The organism is Breoghania corrubedonensis (assembly GCF_003053845.1).
GTDB lineage: Bacteria > Pseudomonadota > Alphaproteobacteria > Rhizobiales > Stappiaceae > Breoghania > Breoghania corrubedonensis.
Map to the genome: position 1 here is coordinate 1376259 of NZ_QAYG01000001.1, position 18684 is coordinate 1394942.

10 protein-coding genes are annotated in these 18684 nt (G+C 60.1%); 5 read left to right on the forward strand and 5 right to left on the reverse strand.

Features of this window, described 5'->3' with window-relative positions:
* Window positions 1-15 precede the first annotated feature (15 nt).
* From C8N35_RS06055 to C8N35_RS06065, 3 genes are all read left to right on the forward strand, one after another.
* Complete coding sequence (locus C8N35_RS06055) at window positions 16-1578, forward strand: AAA family ATPase (RefSeq protein ID WP_107988645.1); 1563 nt, start codon at window positions 16-18, stop codon at window positions 1576-1578.
* Between the two features lie 3 nt (window positions 1579-1581).
* Complete coding sequence (locus C8N35_RS06060; protein WP_107988646.1) at window positions 1582-2436, forward strand: HNH endonuclease; 855 nt, start codon at window positions 1582-1584, stop codon at window positions 2434-2436.
* 313 nt (window positions 2437-2749) lie between these two features.
* Complete coding sequence (locus C8N35_RS06065) at window positions 2750-7765, forward strand: NACHT domain-containing protein (RefSeq protein ID WP_107988647.1); 5016 nt, start codon at window positions 2750-2752, stop codon at window positions 7763-7765.
* 62 nt (window positions 7766-7827) lie between these two features.
* On the opposite strand, the gene C8N35_RS23575 is transcribed toward C8N35_RS06065, so the two are convergent.
* Both C8N35_RS23575 and C8N35_RS06075 read right to left on the reverse strand, forming a co-directional pair.
* On the reverse strand, window positions 7828-8595 hold the full coding sequence (locus tag C8N35_RS23575) for a hypothetical protein (protein ID WP_146177350.1): 768 nt from the start codon (window positions 8593-8595) through the stop codon (window positions 7828-7830).
* Window positions 8596-8746: 151 nt separating this feature from the next.
* Window positions 8747-13294 (reverse strand): hypothetical protein, encoded by a 4548-nt coding sequence (locus C8N35_RS06075; protein ID WP_146177351.1) that lies wholly within the window; start codon window positions 13292-13294, stop codon window positions 8747-8749.
* Window positions 13295-13403: 109 nt separating this feature from the next.
* Here C8N35_RS06075 and C8N35_RS06080 point away from each other — a divergent pair, with 109 nt between their 5' ends.
* Window positions 13404-13808, forward strand: coding sequence for a hypothetical protein (locus C8N35_RS06080; RefSeq protein WP_107988650.1), 405 nt, complete (start codon window positions 13404-13406; stop codon window positions 13806-13808).
* A gap of 460 nt (window positions 13809-14268) precedes the next feature.
* Here C8N35_RS06080 and C8N35_RS06085 read toward each other — a convergent pair whose 3' ends face one another.
* From C8N35_RS06085 to C8N35_RS24160, 3 genes are all read right to left on the reverse strand, one after another.
* Window positions 14269-15585: a tyrosine-type recombinase/integrase gene (locus C8N35_RS06085; RefSeq protein ID WP_107988651.1), complete on the reverse strand. Its 1317-nt coding sequence runs from the start codon at window positions 15583-15585 to the stop codon at window positions 14269-14271.
* 370 nt (window positions 15586-15955) lie between these two features.
* Window positions 15956-16432 (reverse strand): DNA-methyltransferase, encoded by a 477-nt coding sequence (locus C8N35_RS06090; RefSeq protein WP_245926672.1) that lies wholly within the window; start codon window positions 16430-16432, stop codon window positions 15956-15958.
* Entirely contained in the window at window positions 16429-17202 is a 774-nt protein-coding gene (locus C8N35_RS24160; RefSeq protein WP_245926673.1) for a phage late control D family protein, read from the reverse strand. Before C8N35_RS24160 ends, C8N35_RS06090 begins: the two co-directional genes overlap by 4 nt.
* A 451-nt stretch (window positions 17203-17653) precedes the next feature.
* Between C8N35_RS24160 and C8N35_RS06100 the strand changes: the two genes are divergently transcribed.
* Entirely contained in the window at window positions 17654-18580 is a 927-nt protein-coding gene (locus C8N35_RS06100) for a LysR family transcriptional regulator (protein WP_107988654.1), read from the forward strand.
* Window positions 18581-18684 lie beyond the last annotated feature (104 nt).

Sequence of the window (18684 nt, forward strand, 5' to 3'; positions counted from 1 at the left end):
GAGGGGGAGATTGGAATGAGATTCATCGTCAAGTTCAGGTCCGGGGACTCGCCCACGACCAATCGCTACCCCCATGCCGTGCTCGTCCAGGATAACTGGGATGACTACGGCTACAAGACAACGTTCCACGTCACGCTGCACATATCGGCCGATGAAAGCTATGACCTCGGCAGCATCAAGATCATCGAAGCGGGTCGATCCAGCGGCTATACCGAAATGCCCAAGCGGCCTTTTCAGGAATTGCCCGCAGACCATGCCTCGCTGGGTGCAGACCTCGATTATTATGAGACGCTCTACAAACTCGGACGCGACGTCTTCGAACCGTATCTCAGAGGCCTTCGAGATGTCGCGTTCGACGACGAGATCAAAGCGAGTGTCGAAGACAGCGAGGCCTATCGTGTCTCGCTGCTGCGTTTTAGTGGCGCCGAGCGGACGATCGATGACGCCACGCGGTTACTGCGTGCGCCCACCCTGCCGACGAAACGGCGAAGCGCGGGGTTTAGGGTCAAGTTCAAAACGCGGGTGGCGCGAGACTCGAACGCCTTCACGATCGACTTCGATTTTCGGCGGCGCGGCCGGCTGCCGAACCGCATCAACGCCCTGATTGGCTACAACGGGACGGGCAAGACCCGCCTGCTCTCGAACCTCGCGATCGTGGCGAGCGGCTACGGCTACGGCAGCAAAGAAGACGTGCTGGACAAGGCGGCGGGTCGGTTCGTCGGCACCGCGCCGCCGTTCAAGACTGTGGTTGTGGTGTCCTACAGCGCGTTCGATACCTTCGTCATTCCAGGGCGCACCGACGAAGAGAAAGAGAGGCTCCAGGAGAGCGGAGAAATCTTTGGATACGTCTACTGTGGTCTTCGCGAGCGATCGGACGATGACGCGCCGAACGGTGAGCAAGCCTATCGGTTGCGCACACCGGCAGAGATCGAGGCAGAGTTCCTGTCTGCGCTGGAGCGTGTCCGCCAGGCCGACCGTCTGGAGAATCTGCTGGAAATATTGAAGCCGCTCCTGCGCGATCCATCGTTCCAGCGCATCGGATTGACCCAGCTTTACGCCAATCGCGATGATGACGAGCTCGGGGAGCTTTTCCGCGGGCTGAGCAGTGGTCACAAGGCTGTCCTCAAGATCGTCACCGAGCTCACGGCACACATCTCGGGGTCGGAGCCGACGCTGGTTCTCATTGACGAGCCCGAAACCCATCTCCATCCGCCATTGCTCGCCGCGTTTCTCAAGAGCGTGCGGGCCTGTCTGGAAGCGTTCGACGGCTATGCGATCATCGCCACTCACTCGCCGGTGGTCCTGCAGGAGACCCCGGCGAAATATGTCCATGTGCTGCGCCGAGCGGCCGATCAGAACCGCGTTGTCGCGCCGAGCGTGGAGACGTTCGCGGAAAGCATCGGCGTCATCACGCAGGAGGTCTTCAATCTCGGCGACGGCTCGACCGATTGGCACGAGACACTGAGCGCGCTGGCGCGCCGAAACACGCTTGAGGAGATCGAAGAGGCTTTCGGTCGCAAGTTGGGCTTCGCGTCGCGCTCCTACGTTTTGAGCATTCGCGATGAGATTGAGGAGTAGCGGATGCGCACGATCCCGCTGCTCGCCGTCGATGCGACGGACGTGTTCGATGAGATTGCCGCGGCCAAGCACCAACCGCGGCGGGGACGGATGCAGGCGGTGCGCGCGGTGGTGCTCGCCGCCTATCAGGGCTACGAGGATGCTGTGCCAGAGGTCGGCGGGTTGGATGAAGCTCAGCTAACCGGCCCGCAGAAGGAGGCGATGCGGCACGCGTTCACCGTGGAGACCGAGCCAATGACGGCGCTCCGCGGCGATCTCTTGAAGAGAATCAGCGTCGCGCGGTGCCCGTTCTGCGGGATCAGCGAATCCTCGACATTAGATCACTATCTGCCGAAGGAGCAGTACCCCGAGTTCTCGGTGTTCCCACAGAATCTCGTGCCGAGCTGCGCGGTCTGCAACACGCGCAAGCGGGATGGCATTCTGGACGAAGGGACGAATGTGCGGATGTTCCTGCACCCCTGTTACGACATGATTCCCGACGTGGCGTTTCTGGCGGTGCGCGCGCGCATGGAGGCGGACGCACTCATTCTATCCTACCGTCTGACGCGGCCGGCCGGGATGTCGCTTCAGACCTTCCAGCATCTGCGGTCGCACTTCAAGGAGCTCAACCTCGCTGACCGGTACAGACGGATGGGCCTCGAGCATTTGGGAGGACAATATCCCGCGCTTCGTCGCGCTTTTGGCTCGGCTGAAGATGCGGAGCGCGTCGCGGAGAAGTTGATCGAGGGAGCGGATGACTTCGAGGAAGTGTCAGGCCCGAACTACTGGCTCGCCAAGCTCTATCGAGCCCTGGCCGGCAATGAAGATTTCTGTGACGGCGGCTTCGAGGCGGTTCGGGTTCAAGTCCAACCACATTGACCGCCAGCTCCATCCTAGACTTTAGTCCGCCCATATTGAACTCATCGCCATTACGAGTGGGGCGACTGCCGGGCGAAGCAATCCAGGGCGGTTAAAGACTGCCCAGAATTAAGGGGACCAATGCCGACAAATTGCCATTACGCTTTCGCCTCAGTTTTTCGGGGGTGCATGAAAGCTCACTACGGCCCAGAACCGTTGAGTGCCTAAGACGATGTCAGGAGCGCGACCGATAGCCGATTCAAGCCCGAGAGCGACGGGACCCGCCGGTCCGCAGTTCGAAGCCAAGGTCGGCACACACTATGCCCTTGCCCTGTTGGCGAGCACCGAGCCGTTCGGGCTGCCGGGCGTGATTGTCGATCGGCTTGAGTTCCAGAGGGGCGGTCAAGGGCATCCGCTTGACGACGTGATCGTGCGGGGCGCTACGCCGCAAGGCGACGATCGGTTTCTTGAGGTCCAGGTCAAACGATCGATGGCCTTCACGGAAGGCGACGCCAATTTCGCGTCAATCGTGGACGGGATCATCAAGGCGCGAAAGATAGAGCCGGACCGACGCTTTGCCGTCGCCATAGAGCGGACGACAGGCGCGATTGAGAACGGCGTGCAGGAAGCGCTCGAACTGGCGCAGCAGACCATCGACGGCACTTCGTTCCTGACGCTCCTGGAGACGCCGGGGCGCGGCAACAGGGAAATGCGGGCCTTCGTGGCTGCGTTCAAAGCGCACCTCGCGGCGAACGGCGCGACCGGGGACGACGTTCTCCATGACGTGCTGCGGTCATTCTCGGTGCTGACTTTCGATTATGCGCGCCCGAACTCCATAGCCGAGCATCATGACCGCTTGCGGGCGCGACAGCTGGCGTCTGAGAAAGGCGGCGATCCTTATGACGCGTTGTTCGGGCTTGTTCTTCGCGCCGACGCGATTGGCGGCGAATTGAACCGGAGCGAATTGGTTCGCAAGCTGAACGACCTCGGCGTGAGCGTCGGTTCCGCACCAAGGCTCGCCGCCGCGCGTCGTCATATCGAGGAACTGAGCCGCCACGCGCTCGATGATATCGGTCTTACGGTGAGTAATTGCCGGCTCGCTCGGGAAAAGCCCAGGCGCGATTTGGAGGCGCTACTTCATGCGGCGGAAACCCAGGGCGGCGTAGTTGAAATTTCTGGGCCGAGCGGCGTCGGCAAATCCGCCCTCATGAGAACTGCGATTGAGGCGCGCAAGGCGGCATCGCGCATTGTGGTGCTGGCGCCAGATCGGACGCCGGCTGGCGGTTGGCCGGCGATGCGGGCCCTATTTGGTATTGAGGCGACGGCTGAGGAATTTCTGAGCGATCTCGCCTGCGACGGCGGCGGCTATCTCTGTGTTGACGGCCTAGACCGGTTTCGGGACGGCGGGCAACGAAAGACCTTGATCGACCTCTTGCGGGCGGTGCTGCATTGTCCAGGCGTCACGTTGCTGTTCACCGCTCGACCCGGATGGGAGGAGGAAGGCGCCCTCTGGGTTGGCGAAGAGATTCTCGGACAATTGTCTGCACGCAGCCGCTTGATTGTGGAAAGGCTCGACGATGATGAAGCCGAAGCGCTCGCGAAGATGGCCCCGCAGCTTGCACCCCTGCTGAGACCGGACCATCCGGCGAAAACGCTCGCCCGAAATCCGCTGAAGTTGCGGCTACTGGTCAGAACGCGACTAGATACGGCGGAAGCGATTAGCGAAGCGGCGCTGGCGCAGGACTGGCAAGCTTCCGGCGCGGGGATCGGCGAGCGCACAAAAGGCGAGCTTCATGCCCGCAAGCGCGTGCTTCATGTTGTCGCCAACGGTCTCATCGACAATGCCGGCCTTGTCGATGTCTCCGGACAAGACGCGCAGGCCGTTGCAGAATTAATCGCGGACGAGGTGCTCGTCGAGATCCATTCCGATAGAGTCCGGTACCGGCATGATCTGTTTACGGACTGGGCGGTCGCCTGCGTTCTATCTGATGATCCAAGCGTGATCGACAGGCTGGCACTGGACGCGCCGCCGCCCTTCTGGATGGCGCGTGGGTTTGAGTTGGCGTGCCGGATGCTCGCCGAAAGCGGCACGGCCGAGGCGTGGCCGGAACTGCTCGCGCGACTGGAGGCTGAGGGGGTCGCATCCGGATGGGCAGGGCTCGCATTGTTAGCGCTGGTCCGATCCGAACGTGCGGACGTGTTGCTCGAGCGATACGACGCTCTTTTGCTTGAAGATGAAGGGGGCCGCGCGGCGCGGTTGATCCGACGCTTTGTCGCGTCGCACACCCAGTCAGCCACATCCTTGTTCAAGGCGGTTCTGCCGGAGGGGGTCGTCATGCCGGAAGGGATGACCATTCCAACCGGACCGGAGTGGATGCGTCTGATCCTGTGGTGTTTGCAGCGTTTCGACCGCTTGGGGGCAACTGCCTTGTCCGCTGCGGTCGATCTCTTCCAGAACTGGCTTGTTCTTGCAGCGTTCGGCGAAAAGACCGTGACGCCGATCTTGCTCGATCGCTACGCCGATATTCTGATCGCAGATATTGAGCAGAGGGATCGTCCGCTGCCGCGGTATGGCGCGCGCCTTCCAGAGATCAAATATGCGGTAAGCGGCGATGCGCTTGAGACGGCCCGGCTCTACCTGGCGCTTTGGGCGCCGTCTTCCCCCGGCGCCGCAGCACGGTATCTGAACGCTGTAGCGCATTCGAAACGGCCTGAAGCGGCGATGAGTCAGATCCTCGAATTCCCGGGACGGTTGCCTGGTGCTGCGCCTGCCGAATTTACGGCCGCCTTTCTACGCGCGCTCGAAGACGATGACGAGGAAGACGAATATCGCATGAGGCCGAAGCGCCGCCGCTCCTATGCGATGTCGCGCATCGACGGTCCTTTCGTGCTTGGCCGGTGTGGCATTGGCGTATTCGCGGAGATTCTTCAGGCCGCGCCCGCTGCAGGCACGGCGTTCATCAGAACTCTGACCGAGCGTACATGTGCGCCTGAGAAGGGCGATCCGGAGTTTTCGGTTCAGCTCCTGGGAGAGACCCGGAGGATTGAGGCGCCGTTCAGCTATGGCTGGTCGCGTGGGCGCGCGCCGTCGGCCATGCTGACCAAGGCGTTGTCGGCAGTGGAGCATTGGGCGCATCGAAGACTTGATGAAGGTGAGACGCTTGAAGCGGTCATTGAAGAGGTCGCCGGTGAGGCGCCGATCCTCGGGGCGTTGTGGCTTGTCATTGTCGATCTCGTCTTGTCGCATTCATCCCTGAACGGATCGAACCTACGGGATCTTCTGACGTCTCCGGAAACCCTGGCGCTCGACGCCGGCCGCGCCAATCTCGATGCAATCGATCGAATGGACGGGGGTGTTCTGGGAAGAGCCTGGCGGGCGTCGCCGACGGCCGATCAAGCTGTTGAGCAGGATTTGGCGGGCCGCGTATCACGGAGCATCGCGCTGCATGATGTATTCCCACAGCTCGTCTTCAATCTGCCCGAGGAGGAGTTGGGTGCGCTGCGTGAGCATCTTGAGGCGGCGGTGAGCCGACTTGGGCCCTGGACCGAAGACAGGGTTGACTGGGCGTCACCTGAGTTCATGGCATCCCATGCGCTTCGCCTCGCCTCACGGGACAATTATGAGCTGATTACTGAAAGAGACGCTGCGGGCGAAGAACGCAAAGGATGGAGTTATCAGTGGCCACGCGGACAGAAAAAATGGTTGGAGGAAGAGGCAACGAAGGTGACTGCGGAGCAATCGACGTTCACCCGGTCGCTGGCCGTTCGCTCTGCAATGGATGACGAAACCAGGGCGGTTAATGTCAGCGTTGCCGATGCGGAAATGATCCTGACCGAAACGGCCGCCGCCGTACCTGGGACGGACGACGATGCGTCGCATGAGCCGGATGATCCGTGGCTTGCGCGTGTATCCGCGGCAGCGCTCCTCGCCCGCGTTGGCTCCCCGGACGATCTGGCGCGGCACCGATCCGAGATTACCTCGGTCTTCGAGCAGGCGCTGCAGTCTCGAGATCAATCCAGGGCATTGCCGCGCGATGACGTCATGTACGACCCGCACGCGATGGCGATCGCCGGACGTCTATATCTCGCGGCCGCCTCCGGTGATGAGGCGAATGCGGAGCACCTCGTACAATCCGTTGTGGCATTTCCGGCGAGCGCTGCGCCGGCGTTTCTGAGACATGGCAGCGCCGTCGAAAAGATCGACGAAAAGCTCTTGATCTCACTGAGCCGCCTGGCGCTCCTCGCCTGCAGGATTCCTCGGCGCGCGCATTGTGACGAGGATGAAGCAGCTTACCAAAAACGTCGCACAGACCTGGAATCGCGCCTCGCCTCCATGATCGAAGCGGAGCGGCGATGGAGGGAAGGCGGAGCGGAGCCGGACTGGCCGACTCCGCCGTCACGCAGGTCGAAGCGTCCGAGACAGACCCTGACGATCGGCGGAAAAAGCGGCACTGAGAAACGCGCCCCGCGCGAACCGGAGTGGCCCGACTACTATTACGATGAGAGAACCGCGACGGCATGGCTGCGGATTCTCCAGCGCCTCGGCTCAAATGCCGGATCCACGTCGCAGGCTGTCATGCGCGCCAATCGCGACTGGCTTCTAGAGACAAACAGGCCGGGGGAGGACGGCAAAGACGACAGCGACATTGAGCGCGTCTGGACGCGCGGCCTGATGGATTATGCGGCGGTGCATGCCCGCAACTGGCCGGATGAACTTCACCGGGAGCTTGTACTCAGCGTGCTCAAAGCCTTTTCTGATGAGGCTTTCATTGACGCTGCGGCGGCGTTCATCGTGCAGAGCGATCTTCGTCTCATTGAAGGCTCCCCGGAGGATCGGGCTTATCTCTTGTCGGTGCGTGAGGCTTTTTGGCCGCGCCTCAAGGAAACACGGCATTGGCGTAGCCACCTGTGGTCGTCGAGCGATGGCATGGAGATCCACCTGAAGGAACTCGTCAGCGCATTCTATATGCGTTTGAGCTACGGATTTGGCGATGGGCAATCGTATACGAAGGGTTTATCCGACCCCGAATTGACACCGTTTCTGCCTTTGCTCTCAAAGGTCGCCAATGAGGCGCCGTTCTGTCCGACCATTGCCTATCTTTATTTGAATGTCCTGGAGCGCCTGGAGCCATCGACCGCTGAGGGGCCACTCGCAGCCGTGGCGGAGCGATGGGCAAAAGCGGCAAACAATCGTTTCTGGAACGAGCTCGGGATCGGCAAGCGGGCTCTTACAATTGGATCAAAGGCTGTGACCCTGACTAACAAAGCGGCGTGGAGCGTAGTCTGCGATGCCTTGCTAGCCGCTGGTGTGACAGTAGGCACCGATTTCTCAAAGCGACTTCAGGACTAGATCAGCAGGTAAAAATACCTCCATAACAGCCGTTGATCCGTCACGGCCAAACCTTCCCAGTTTCAGCGGCCTTGCTCTTCGCCGCGCAAGACTTCCACCGCTTCGCGGTAGCCGTCGGTTTCCACCCAGCCGGGCGTCCCGGCTTCGATGCAGCGCCAGATTTCAAGGTCATGAACGGTGCGGATACCGTGACGTATATTCTCAAGAAAATAGCGCTCATATCCACCGTTCTGACCGAGCCAAGCATCCGCGAGTGTCTGCGCGGTTGGTGGCTCGGCTTCCGGTAGGGTCGCGGTGGCCAGTATGATGTCCATATCCGCCGGTTGACCAGTCACTGTCTCCGGCCAGGCAAGATCAAGTTCGCCGCCAGGCCCCACAACGGACAGGCCTTCCCCTCGGATTTTTCGGAAGTGAGCATTCCAGGCCCGCCCTAGCGACTCGCGGGCTTCGTCGCTCCCAAGTAAAGCACCGACACAGCCCCAGCCGCTCCCGATCGCGCCTGATCGCGACTGGGGCGCTTCAGCCTTCCACAAGGCCGCGGCCTCGTCCTTCAGATCCTCGATCCTCTCAATCTCGCGCAGACAGGGCACAAGGGTTGCGACACCAGAGGGATCGTTGCCCCGGAAGGTCATCGTATAGGTGTCACCGCGCGATCTGGACTTGCGCCCGTAATAGATCGGTGCCCGGACTGGTATGCTGGCCGACGTGCTCAGCCGATCCTTGCGCCAATCGGCCCGTCCATTCGCGTCGTCCCAGTACAGCGAGCCTATGATCAGAATTCCACATTTCATCGGCGGTAACGTAACATGAAGATCGACTTTATTACGCATGTTTGCCAGCATCGTCCAACTTGGAAGTTACACAGGGTCGAGCCTCAAACATCGCATGGGCAGTAAAAGCCCACGCTAGCGCTTTTGACCGTGATGAGAGCAAGCGTGCCCTGAACCCCGAAAACGCCCGGGCGAGCGAAGCACATGCGCTTCAACGATGCCGGTCCTTTTCGAGCGTATCCGCACTCTTCTGGAGCTCCTTCGCCCGCTTCTTCAGCAATGTATTGGCTTCTTCCCTGAATTCGTCTCCGAGCTGATCAAGCAGACCATGTATCGAGCGTGGATCTTTGGGGTCGGCCAGATGGGCTGGGTCACCTCTTCGAATAAGCGCATGCAGCCATGCCCATTGGCGCGGCCTTGGTTGTTCAGCAATGTGCTCGATCAGCGAGGCGCATTCCGCGTCCGCCTGTCTCTGACGAAGTGCCACCAGTGCGGCCTTTTCAACGGATTCGGCCTCGTCGTCGGCGAGGTGATCAAGAAAGTCGACGGGCTCTTCAAACGGAAGCCACCCCGCGAGTTCGGCAGCGGCCAAACGATCCCCACTCACCTCGCTCCGACTCATTCGTTTCAGCGTCTCGATGAACAATGCGCGAGGTGCTGCCCGTCGCAGCAAACGGCCGATCTGATGTCGAACAGGAATGGGAGCAGCAGGATAGTCTTCGAGTAAGACTTTGCTCCCAATTTCAGCATCAAGTTGCAGTAAAAGATACGCGGCGGTCTCCGCCCGGGTGCGAAGGTAGAAGCGTTCGGCGGCAGCCAACGCCTCAGTAGGTGACGTCTTTTGCAGCGCTCTGATCGCCGCGACGACGGATGCCTCGCCTCGCCGTGGCTTTTGATATGCGATGGTATCGAGGGCCTCGCTTGCTTCATTGTCGCCGGCATCGGCGAGCGCCGCCAGAATCTCTCCTTCACGGCCAAAGCCGAATCCCTTCTTCCAAACCCTCTTCAGAAAGTCGCGTGCACCTGGAGCGCTATCAGCGTTCTCCAAAAGCTGAAACCCGATAGGGAGTTCGGAAGACTTCAACGCCGTCAATGGATGGGCGGCAAGCCAGTCCACGACCGCAGCGCGCGCCTCGGCGTCACCGTTCCAGGCGAGATAGCTAGCGGTGAAGACGCCAGAATCGTCGCGTCCCATCAACGCTTTCAAACGCGGCAAGAAAGTCGGTCGATAGTATCCGAGATGAGCCAACACGCCACGGGCGAGAGCCACTTCATCAGTCGTCGCGGTATCGCTTTCAACAATCGGCGCAAGCATGGAGCCGGCCATTTCACCGCTGAGGAAACCACATAAGTTGATGCCGTACAGGCGCTTTTCTACCTCGTCGCTTTTCAGCAGAGCCTCAACCTCCGCTAGGTGCTCGTCGCTCCAAGGTGGCCCATTCTCCCGGATTTCGACAGCTCGCAGGAAAACAGGCGATCCTCCCTGGACCATGGCGCGCAAGCCTGCGTCCGCGTGGTGTGAAGCAAGTGTGTGCATCAGCTGAATTTGCCGATAGGTGTCGCTATCGGGATGCTTCGCGATAGCCTCGAGTTTGGCTTTGATGGTCGGATTGCGTGTCCATGCGGCGGCTGTGACGCCATCAGTGCGAGCATGCACATTTGATCGTTCGAGTTCGGCGAGGACGAGCTGGTCGTAGCCCTCTCCACCGATAGCGCCCAGGATGAGGCGATACTCCTCACCATCACTATCCCGCTGCATTGACGAGCGTCCGTCACGCGAAGTCGCCTTGCACGTCGCCAATCGTTCAAAGTCGCTTCCCTGCCGCGCGGCCAAGCGCTCTAACAGAACCGGCGATGCGGCTGACGCGATTAGCGCGCATAGGTGCCCAATTGCTCCAGGTTGCACATTTTCTCCCCGCTCTTCACGTTCAAGGCAGGATTCGAAGCTATCGATCAGCCTGTCGAAGGTAGCGGGGTCGAGCAGATCCTGCTGATCTCCATACAGCATCGCCAATTCCCGGAGCGTAGCCTGTCCATCCTCTTGCTCGCGCCCGATAGTCTCCAACAACCGCGCGTGTACTGCGGGACCAGCGCGACGAAGTAGTCCTTGCAACCACCAATGACTCGTCCCCCAAAGGTCGCGCGCCGTTAGCCGATCCAAGTTTTTCAACGCCGTTACAGGCGCTAAGTACGCCAGAGCATCAAACCAAAGAGCGGCTCCATTTGGCTCTGGGTTTTCGAGGGCGGCTTCGATGCGCTTGACTTCATCATGGTCGCGGAAATAGCGGATCGAGCGCGGCATCGCGATCGCCGTGGGCGACATATGAGCGAGCAGGGCGTTCTTGATTGACGTCCAGATCGGCTTTGCGATGCGGATGTCGAGCTGCATGAGCAACCAAGTCAATTGCTCTGCATCCTCCGAATCCGTTACGGACAAGGCTTTCTCGCTCAACCAGTGTGGCGCAACCCGAACGGTGCAGGACAAAGCATTGAAGCTCTGTTCCTTCGCCAACCTGCGTCCAGACCATAGATTGCTGTCACCTTTGGCCGCGATCATGGCTGTGTTGCGCTGCTTATTGATTGACCAGAGCAACTCGACGGCCTCAGGCGCTGGAGTCGATCGCAACACAGTCAGGCCGACGCTTCTTGATTGTTCCACATCTTCTTCAACCAGCGCACGTGCTGCGTCAGCAACCTCGACGTCTGCGGTTTCCGCCACGGCGATGAAGGCGCTGGCCAAATACCGTGGTAGTAGCCATTCGTTGTCAGAATAGGGCTGGCGCGCCATCCAGGTGAGCACTGGGATAACTGGAGCGCCAAGGCTTCCAAGCCCCTCCTTGAAGAAGTGCTCATGCTCTCGCGACGCCACGCCGGAACGAACCGTGATGAGAGCCAGCTCGCCAACTTCCTCGGGCCGAGCGCTTCGCACCAGCTTCCAGAACAAGTCGTGCAGGACATAACCGAGGCGTCGCCCGAGCCGGTCCCCACGCGGCGTGGCGATACCATCCATCTGATCGAGGCGATCGGCAACGCCTTGTATAGTCGCCTCTCCCTCCAGGAAACGCCGTTCGATTTCGCCAGCGATCGCCCAATTGAGAATCCGGTCATGGGAAACCTGGAGCGCGCCTTGCGTATCCTCGCGCAGGACGCCGACGGTTATCAGTCGGTTGCGGATGGCACCGGTCAGATTCCGACTATTTGCGACCGTGGGAGTCCACGGATAGATGGCCGTTCCATCAAGCAAGGTGCCAGCGAGACCGAGCACAGCGTATGCATCGGCGGCATGGAGCGCTTGATTGCGATGCTGTGTCGTCGCCCATCGCCAGTAGCGATCCATCAGCTCATATTCACTGACCGCGCTCCAGTGTTCACTGCCCGGAATTTTGCAATAGATCGCTGCGAGCACCGGGCGCGTGAGCGACAGAAGCACATCGTCGGGAACCTTGTTGGGGTTTCGGCCCGCTCGCCGTAGATATTCGCGCAGTTCGGCCAATGTAAAATCAGGCACCGCCACCTCGCGAAGGCCTTCGACTGCCTGCGCAAGCATGCGAGTAATTCGATTTTGTGCTGAGACAACCACCTTGATTCCATGGCGAGCCCACGACCCGGTCACGAGTTCCATAGCGAGGTCAGGATCGGCTAAGTCATCAAGGAAAACTGTCAACCACACGCCGTCTTCGTCGGAGAGTTTCGGTCGGAGCCGGTCGGCAATCTGGGTCAGAGGCAGACTACGGTCGAAATCGGTCAGCCAGACCCGTTCGACGATCTTCGCTTCTAGATCGGCAAGGCGACCACGCGCGGGAAGCAAAATTGCGCATCTGTTCGCCTCAACTATTGCCAGAGCCGCGCTGCACAGTCGCCACGTCTTGCCTTGACCGGAGTCCCCACTGAGCACCGACAGCGGTGCTTCAGGCGCGATAGCAGTTGTCCGAACGTCCATCGCCCGATCATATCTGGCATGGTGGATGGCTTCCTTGATTTGCTCACGCAAGCTGGCGGGCAGGCGCTGGGCATGGGTCAGTCGGGCAGGATTGAGATCAGCAGCTCGAAGCAGCGCCTCGGTGGAAATCGCCGCGCCGACGGCGCCCAAGCCCAACAGGTGCTGCACGAGAGCCTTGCGCTTGACGGGGATCTCCTCGCGCTCTGTTACCAAGTCCGCAAGAATATCGTCGATTTCAGTTGAGATCTTGGCCTCCGACCATCCCATCACTTCAACCGAAGTCAGGAAGTCCCAAAGTTTGGGCTCAGGCGCGTCCAACGTTTTCGCAACACGTGTGTAAAGCCGCTCTGGCGAAAGGCGCTCCGTCCCCCACCGGAATGGCTGCTCCAGCGTGTCGAGATCCTGTGGTCCCCTGTCCTCGGCATCCAATATGCGCAAAGTAGTGAGAAACTCGGAGAAGGCTTCGGTACCTTCCAGATTGTCGGTAACGAACCGGAATTGCGACGACGTCTTTCCGTCTTCAACTGCCTTGAACAGATCGGGCAGCACGTTCTCGACAATTGCGCGGGTCGTCCACGGGGACGCGCCACGGCGGATCTTGATCTGGTCGACGAGACGAAGCTCGGTCTGGTGAACCTGTGCATCACCGCCCTTTGCGGGCTCCACCACTATGCGAATGCTGGCCACATCGCCGCTGCTTTTGACCTCTTCGACCATCGAATTGAGGCCGGATTTCAAGGACGTGAGCAATTGATAGAGGACGCCGGAGAAATTCCATTGCCCCCCGGTTGATGCCTCGCTTCGTCGTTTCGCTGCCATTTATGTTCTTCAACCGTTCCTGTTCAATCAAGAACTAAGCCATGGCGCCGGGAGCAACAAGCTTACTACACTAGGGGACCATCCTGCTCTCCTAATAAGAAGTCAGCCAATGTCCATCGCCCTCTACCGAACATTCCGCCGTACGTTGAAGGTTGCGCCCTTCACCGGTCGTATTATGCGTTATGACTGGACAGACCTGCCGAACCCTTTGAGTGCCCAATGGATGGCTTATTCTATGATGCTGGATGAGTTCGCGCGCGAACTGGCCAATGTCATTAATGCCTTCACCAATAATGTTCATCATTTGAAGGCCTGGTCTGATGTAATAGGGCCGCTATCCAATAAGAAAAAAATCGAGGCTACGCATGAATTCATCGATACGCTGGCAACTAATGCATTGAATCTACCCTATGCCTTGAAGGGACGATTCGGGTTCGCCGCCGCCCATCTTTGTCATCAAGCCAACATGCTAAAGGAACCTGACACTTGGATTGATGATCTTCCTCTTGACTAGGACATCTATCCTCATGTCGGAGACCAATTTGGCAAGCCGTGGAAGAGCTACAGGAAACTCAAAGGCGCACTGGACGCTATTGGAATCGGGCGTTTCAGGAAGCTACAAGCGATTTCAGGAATGCGTACAATCACCGCTTTTCACCGCGGTTTGTCGTCGGGATGACCCAACTCGTGAGGCGTATCGTTGACGAGGAGACAGGGCGTGTCTGCTACGGATTCGGGGGACATGATGCGCTCAACCTTGCCGAGATTGCAGCACTTCTAGAGAGTGAGCAGAACCGCATTTATCGGGCATTCGGTGCTTTTCAGGAACTTGTTCATGAACATGAAGCCGCGATCCGAAAGCAAGCGGAGTCGTCTGATCCGTAGGTCCCGTCACGAGTTCGCAAAACAGATAGTGATGATTTCGTCGGCTGGTTCTTTCCGCATTTCGGAGTTCGTGCGAAGTAGCCAAGTGCCTATTTGACAGCATCGACGAGTACCTGATCGATAGCGCTCTGACGGGATTGCCGATCCAGCGTGTAGGTGTTCCTCCTGAACTCGACGCCTTCGAGCAGCGCTTTGATGTATCCGGACACCGTGTCCGCAGCCATGATCAGTGTGGAGTCGAGTGTGTGGACGTATTTGCTCGTGACTGATCCCTTGGCATGACCGATCAGCGCGGCGATCGTGATTTCGGTGAATCCCAGATCGTTGGCTATACTCGCGAAGCTATGCCGCAGCACGTGAGGCGTGACGTCCCAGAGCGGGGTGCCCTTGAACAGCTTCTTCCAACTCTGCGGGAAATTTCCGACCGCATTGTCGATGCCCTGGCCGGGGAAAACATAGGTTCCGGTTCTCTGCCGCCGTTCCTGTTCCAAATATTCCACGACAGGCAATCCAACAGGGCGAACCGAGGCGCCCTCCTTGCTGTCGGCCAACCGCAAGCAGCTTCCTTCAAGGTCGACTGCGCTCCATTTGAGGTTCACGATTTCGCCCCGCCGGCAGCCCGTCAGCGCAATCAGCCGGAGAATTTCGGCGTGAATTCTGTAGTGGTCGCTTCTGCGCGCATCGCGAAGAATACCGCCCAGGGTCCGGTATTCAGCTTCACTGAGCCGACGGTCCCGAACTTGGTATTTCGGTTTGCGAAGGCCGTGCGTTGGATTGTGTTCGACAACCCCGGCCTCAACCGCATATGAGAAAATGCCACCAAGCAATCCCATCGTCCGGATCGCGGTCCCGCGGCCGCCGCGAACGATCGCCTTGCCGCGAAGTTTTTCGGTCTTGACCGTCACGCGGGTCTTCCCGGCGATGATGTCTTTCATCAGATTGTTCATGTCCGGCTTGGTGATGTCCCGCACGCGTCGTGTACCGAGAAGGGGGATGATGTGCCTGCGGATACGTCCGACATCGGTGGCAATGGTGGTATCTTTCTTCGGCCTGCCGCCTTTTCCCAGGATGAGGCCGGCTTCCATATCGGCAATGTACTGCTCGCAGAGCTGCTTGACGGTGAGCGCCTTGCGGTCTTCCTCGCGCTCTTCCGCAGGATCGTCGCCGTGAGCGACTCGGCCGAGTTGCGCCTTGGCCTCACGACGCGCACCTTCCGGAGTCCACACGCCGTGAAGGCCGATCGTGTAGCGCCGGGACCGGCCCCGCGAGCGGTATTGGATAATGTAGCTCCGCTTTCCGGAAGCGAAGACTCGGAGGCCGAATCCTGGGAGTTCGCCGTCCCAGATGACGTAATCCTTGCTGCCTGTTTCGGTCGTATCGACGACCCGTTTGGTGATCCTCGCCATAGTCCCAGTCCCTGCCGGACCCGAGTTTCGCGTAAGCACCACGTAAGCACTTGGAAGCAAATTCGGGCGTGTTCTCGGATAGAGACTTCGGAGCGTCGATCCCAAAAATCAATGTTTTTCAGGTGCTTATCGTGCTCTGGCGTACCCTATCGCACAATTCGGATGGGGTACTTGACCAGCTCCGAAGGCAGAGGTCACAGGTTCGAATCCTGTCGGGTGCACCAAACATTTCAAAGACTTAGATTAATTTTTCGCTTTGCTGTTTTCCTACAGGAAGCACATAGGAAGCAGCGCGAAGTGTAGCACGCAAAATCAGATGGCACGGCGCGCAAGATCATGTGGCAACAAAACTGATCTCGCGTGACGCTCTTTATGCCGTATTCGAAAGCCTTTCACACGCTACATTGAAATAAGTCTCCTCGCGTTCGCAGCCGACGAAGAGGCGGCCGGAGCGGATCGTGGCCAATCCGGCCGAGCCGGACCCGGCGAAGGGATCGAGCACCGTGCCAGACGGGCAGACCGTGATCAGGTCAGCCATGAGCGGCACGGGCTTGCCCGTCGTGTGGACCTTGGGTCCGCCGGCGGTGACCGAATGACGATAGACGCCCGGCAGGACCGGACCGTCGGCGCTGTGCCATTTGCCCTTAGAGCCCCAGATGATGAATTCCGACTGCTGGCGGAAACGGCCCTTCTGAGGCCTCACACCTTCCGTCTTGTCCCAGACGACGATGCCGCGCCAGGTGAAGCCTGCCGCCTGCAACGCGCTGGTTATCACCGGCAGTTGCCGCCAGTCCGAGAACACCATCACCGATGCGCCTGCCCGGAGCACGCGGTGGGCGTGCGTCATCCACAGCGTCGACCATTGCATATAGGAGAACTGCTCGCGGTTCTCGCCGGTGAATTCCGGGTACTTGCCGGGCTCCCTGATGTATTTCGCGTTGGCGCTGTCGGCCGTGCGGGTGCCGGTGTGGAGCGCGGCCGGGGCTCGACGTCGAAGCGCCAGGAGACGCAATCGGATTTGGCGATCGTGAGCGCGGTCAACGGCTGCCCGGATGCCGAACCGCTGCCGCGCTTGACCAGAAGCATCTTCCCGCCCTTGACCGAGAACAGCGCGCCGAAGCGATCGGCGATCCGTGTGCCAAAATCGAGCGCGGACTGATCAACCCGCACCGCGTGTGGAACCTTGAGGCTTGCCAGATCCGGGCTCACCTCGGCCTTCAGGCCGTGCCGGCCTGCCAGCGTCCGGATGATCCCGCCCAGCGTCTCGTCGTCGAAATGCTCCGATAACGGCTCCTTCAGGTCCTTCCGCATGTCGGCGCCACGGCCGGACAGGGTGATGAACTCGCCGCCCGGTCCGCCCTCGATCGTCGATTTCTCGACGATGAAGAGCCCGACCACCCAGACGCCGGTGCCACGAAACCCGAAACGCACCGACAGTTCGGCTCCCTCGCGCGGGATCCGGATCGCGTTGCCCGCATCATCGAAGGTCAGCTCGACGCTGTCGGCGTCCTGGCCGGTCGCGTCGCGCACGGTTGCCTCGACCAGGCGCTGATAGAAGCCGGCCGATACCGGCTGACCATCCACGTGGACCTCAATGAAGGGGTGCGTTCTCGCCATGTCAGTCCCACAAGCGAACCGAAATCCGCGCCTCCGAGATCTGCCATTTCGGCAGGGTCAGGACAGTGCCGAGCGGCAGGACGAAGCCCGCGCCCGCAACCGACAGGCCCAGCCGGAATTGTCCGGCTTATCGGGTGCGACACCAACGCACGTGGCCTTCGCCGGGCGGCACCGCTTCTTCTTCCCCTGACGGCAGAGAACGTGGTAGCGGATACAGGCAAAGATTGAAGACTTGTGATGTTTGGGCCCGACCCGACGGGGCCGGAACCTCGGTGCTTCCCCCAAAGCCCCCAGATCAACACAATGCGACCAATACAGGCATTCCCGCGAAGCACGCTATCGGCTATCAGCACTGGTGAGAACGCAAGGCGTATGATCGGCGGCAGCGGAAACAATCGGCCACCGCCAGCCCCCTCCGCCAAACGGGACGTCACAAGAGGATCGAGCCTTCATGAAAATCGACCCGCGCCGGCTACTCGAGGTTCTGGCCGTGGCACGATGCGGCTCGTTCAGCAGCGCCGCCGAAGCCCTGCACGTTTCCCAGCCTGCCCTGTCCCAGAGCATTGCCTTGCTGGAACGCGATCTCGGCATGCGGGTCCTTGACCGCGGTCGCCACGGTGCCAAGGTCAACAGTTCCGGCGAGGCTCTGCTTTTTCATGCCGAAGCGCTCGAAGAGCTTCTCGCGCGTGCGCGCGAGGAGATGGAACTTCGCGCGCAGGGCATGCAGGGGTCGCTGACGATCGGGATCACGCCGATTACATCGTCGGGCCTGCTCCCCGAAGCACTGCAGATCCTGCTCAAGGAAGCACCAAATGTCTCGGTTTCGGTTGTCGAGGGACTGGATACTGAGATCATCCGCCTGCTGCGTACGCGCAAGCTCGACATGGTGCTCAGCCGGCTGGGGGTGCAGCCTCGGCACACCGACATAACCGAAGAACGGATATTCTCGGTCGACTGGTCAATCGTGATGGGCCCGCAGCATCCGCTGCGCGATCGCCCATCGTTGCGGCTTGACGGGCTTGAGGATGTGCTCTGGGTCCTTCCAGCCAGCGGCAGCGCTTTTCGCGAACAGCTGGAACTGGTGTTCAACAACGCCAGAACGGGCTGGCCGTCTCGTGCGATCATCACCAATTCGATACTCGCCATCAAGGCGATCGTGATGAACACGGACTGCATCACCGTCATCTCGCCCCGGCTCGTTGAAGTGGAAGTCGCTGCGGGACGATTGTGCGCGGTTCCGCTCGAGGATGTCGGCTCGCTGCGCGAGGTCGGCCTGGCCTTGAGGCGATCCGACAAGCTTTCGCCGATCGCAGCGCGGTTCCGCGACATCCTGCGCGAGATCGCCAGCAGGGGAACCGACGCAACGCACAGTGCCTAGGGTGTGCCACCGTCCTGTCTCATTCATGGAGCCACACCTTGGACGACGCGATGCGAAACGCTCGGTTGTCCAGACGAGAAAGTGCGGTGGGATCATCCGATGGA

Coding starts and splice junctions, on each gene's coding strand:
- C8N35_RS06055 (WP_107988645.1), top strand. CDS start 16: ATGAGATTCATCGTCAAGTTCAGGTCCGGGGACTCGCCCACGACCAAT.
- C8N35_RS06060 (WP_107988646.1), top strand. CDS start 1,582: ATGCGCACGATCCCGCTGCTCGCCGTCGATGCGACGGACGTGTTCGAT.
- C8N35_RS23575 (WP_146177350.1), bottom strand. CDS start 8,595: ATGCGTAATAAAGTCGATCTTCATGTTACGTTACCGCCGATGAAATGT.
- C8N35_RS06075 (WP_146177351.1), bottom strand. CDS start 13,294: ATGGCAGCGAAACGACGAAGCGAGGCATCAACCGGGGGGCAATGGAAT.
- C8N35_RS06080 (WP_107988650.1), top strand. CDS start 13,404: ATGTCCATCGCCCTCTACCGAACATTCCGCCGTACGTTGAAGGTTGCG.
- C8N35_RS06085 (WP_107988651.1), bottom strand. CDS start 15,585: ATGGCGAGGATCACCAAACGGGTCGTCGATACGACCGAAACAGGCAGC.
- C8N35_RS06090 (WP_245926672.1), bottom strand. CDS start 16,432: ATGACGCACGCCCACCGCGTGCTCCGGGCAGGCGCATCGGTGATGGTG.
- C8N35_RS24160 (WP_245926673.1), bottom strand. CDS start 17,202: ATGGCGAGAACGCACCCCTTCATTGAGGTCCACGTGGATGGTCAGCCG.
- C8N35_RS06100 (WP_107988654.1), top strand. CDS start 17,654: ATGAAAATCGACCCGCGCCGGCTACTCGAGGTTCTGGCCGTGGCACGA.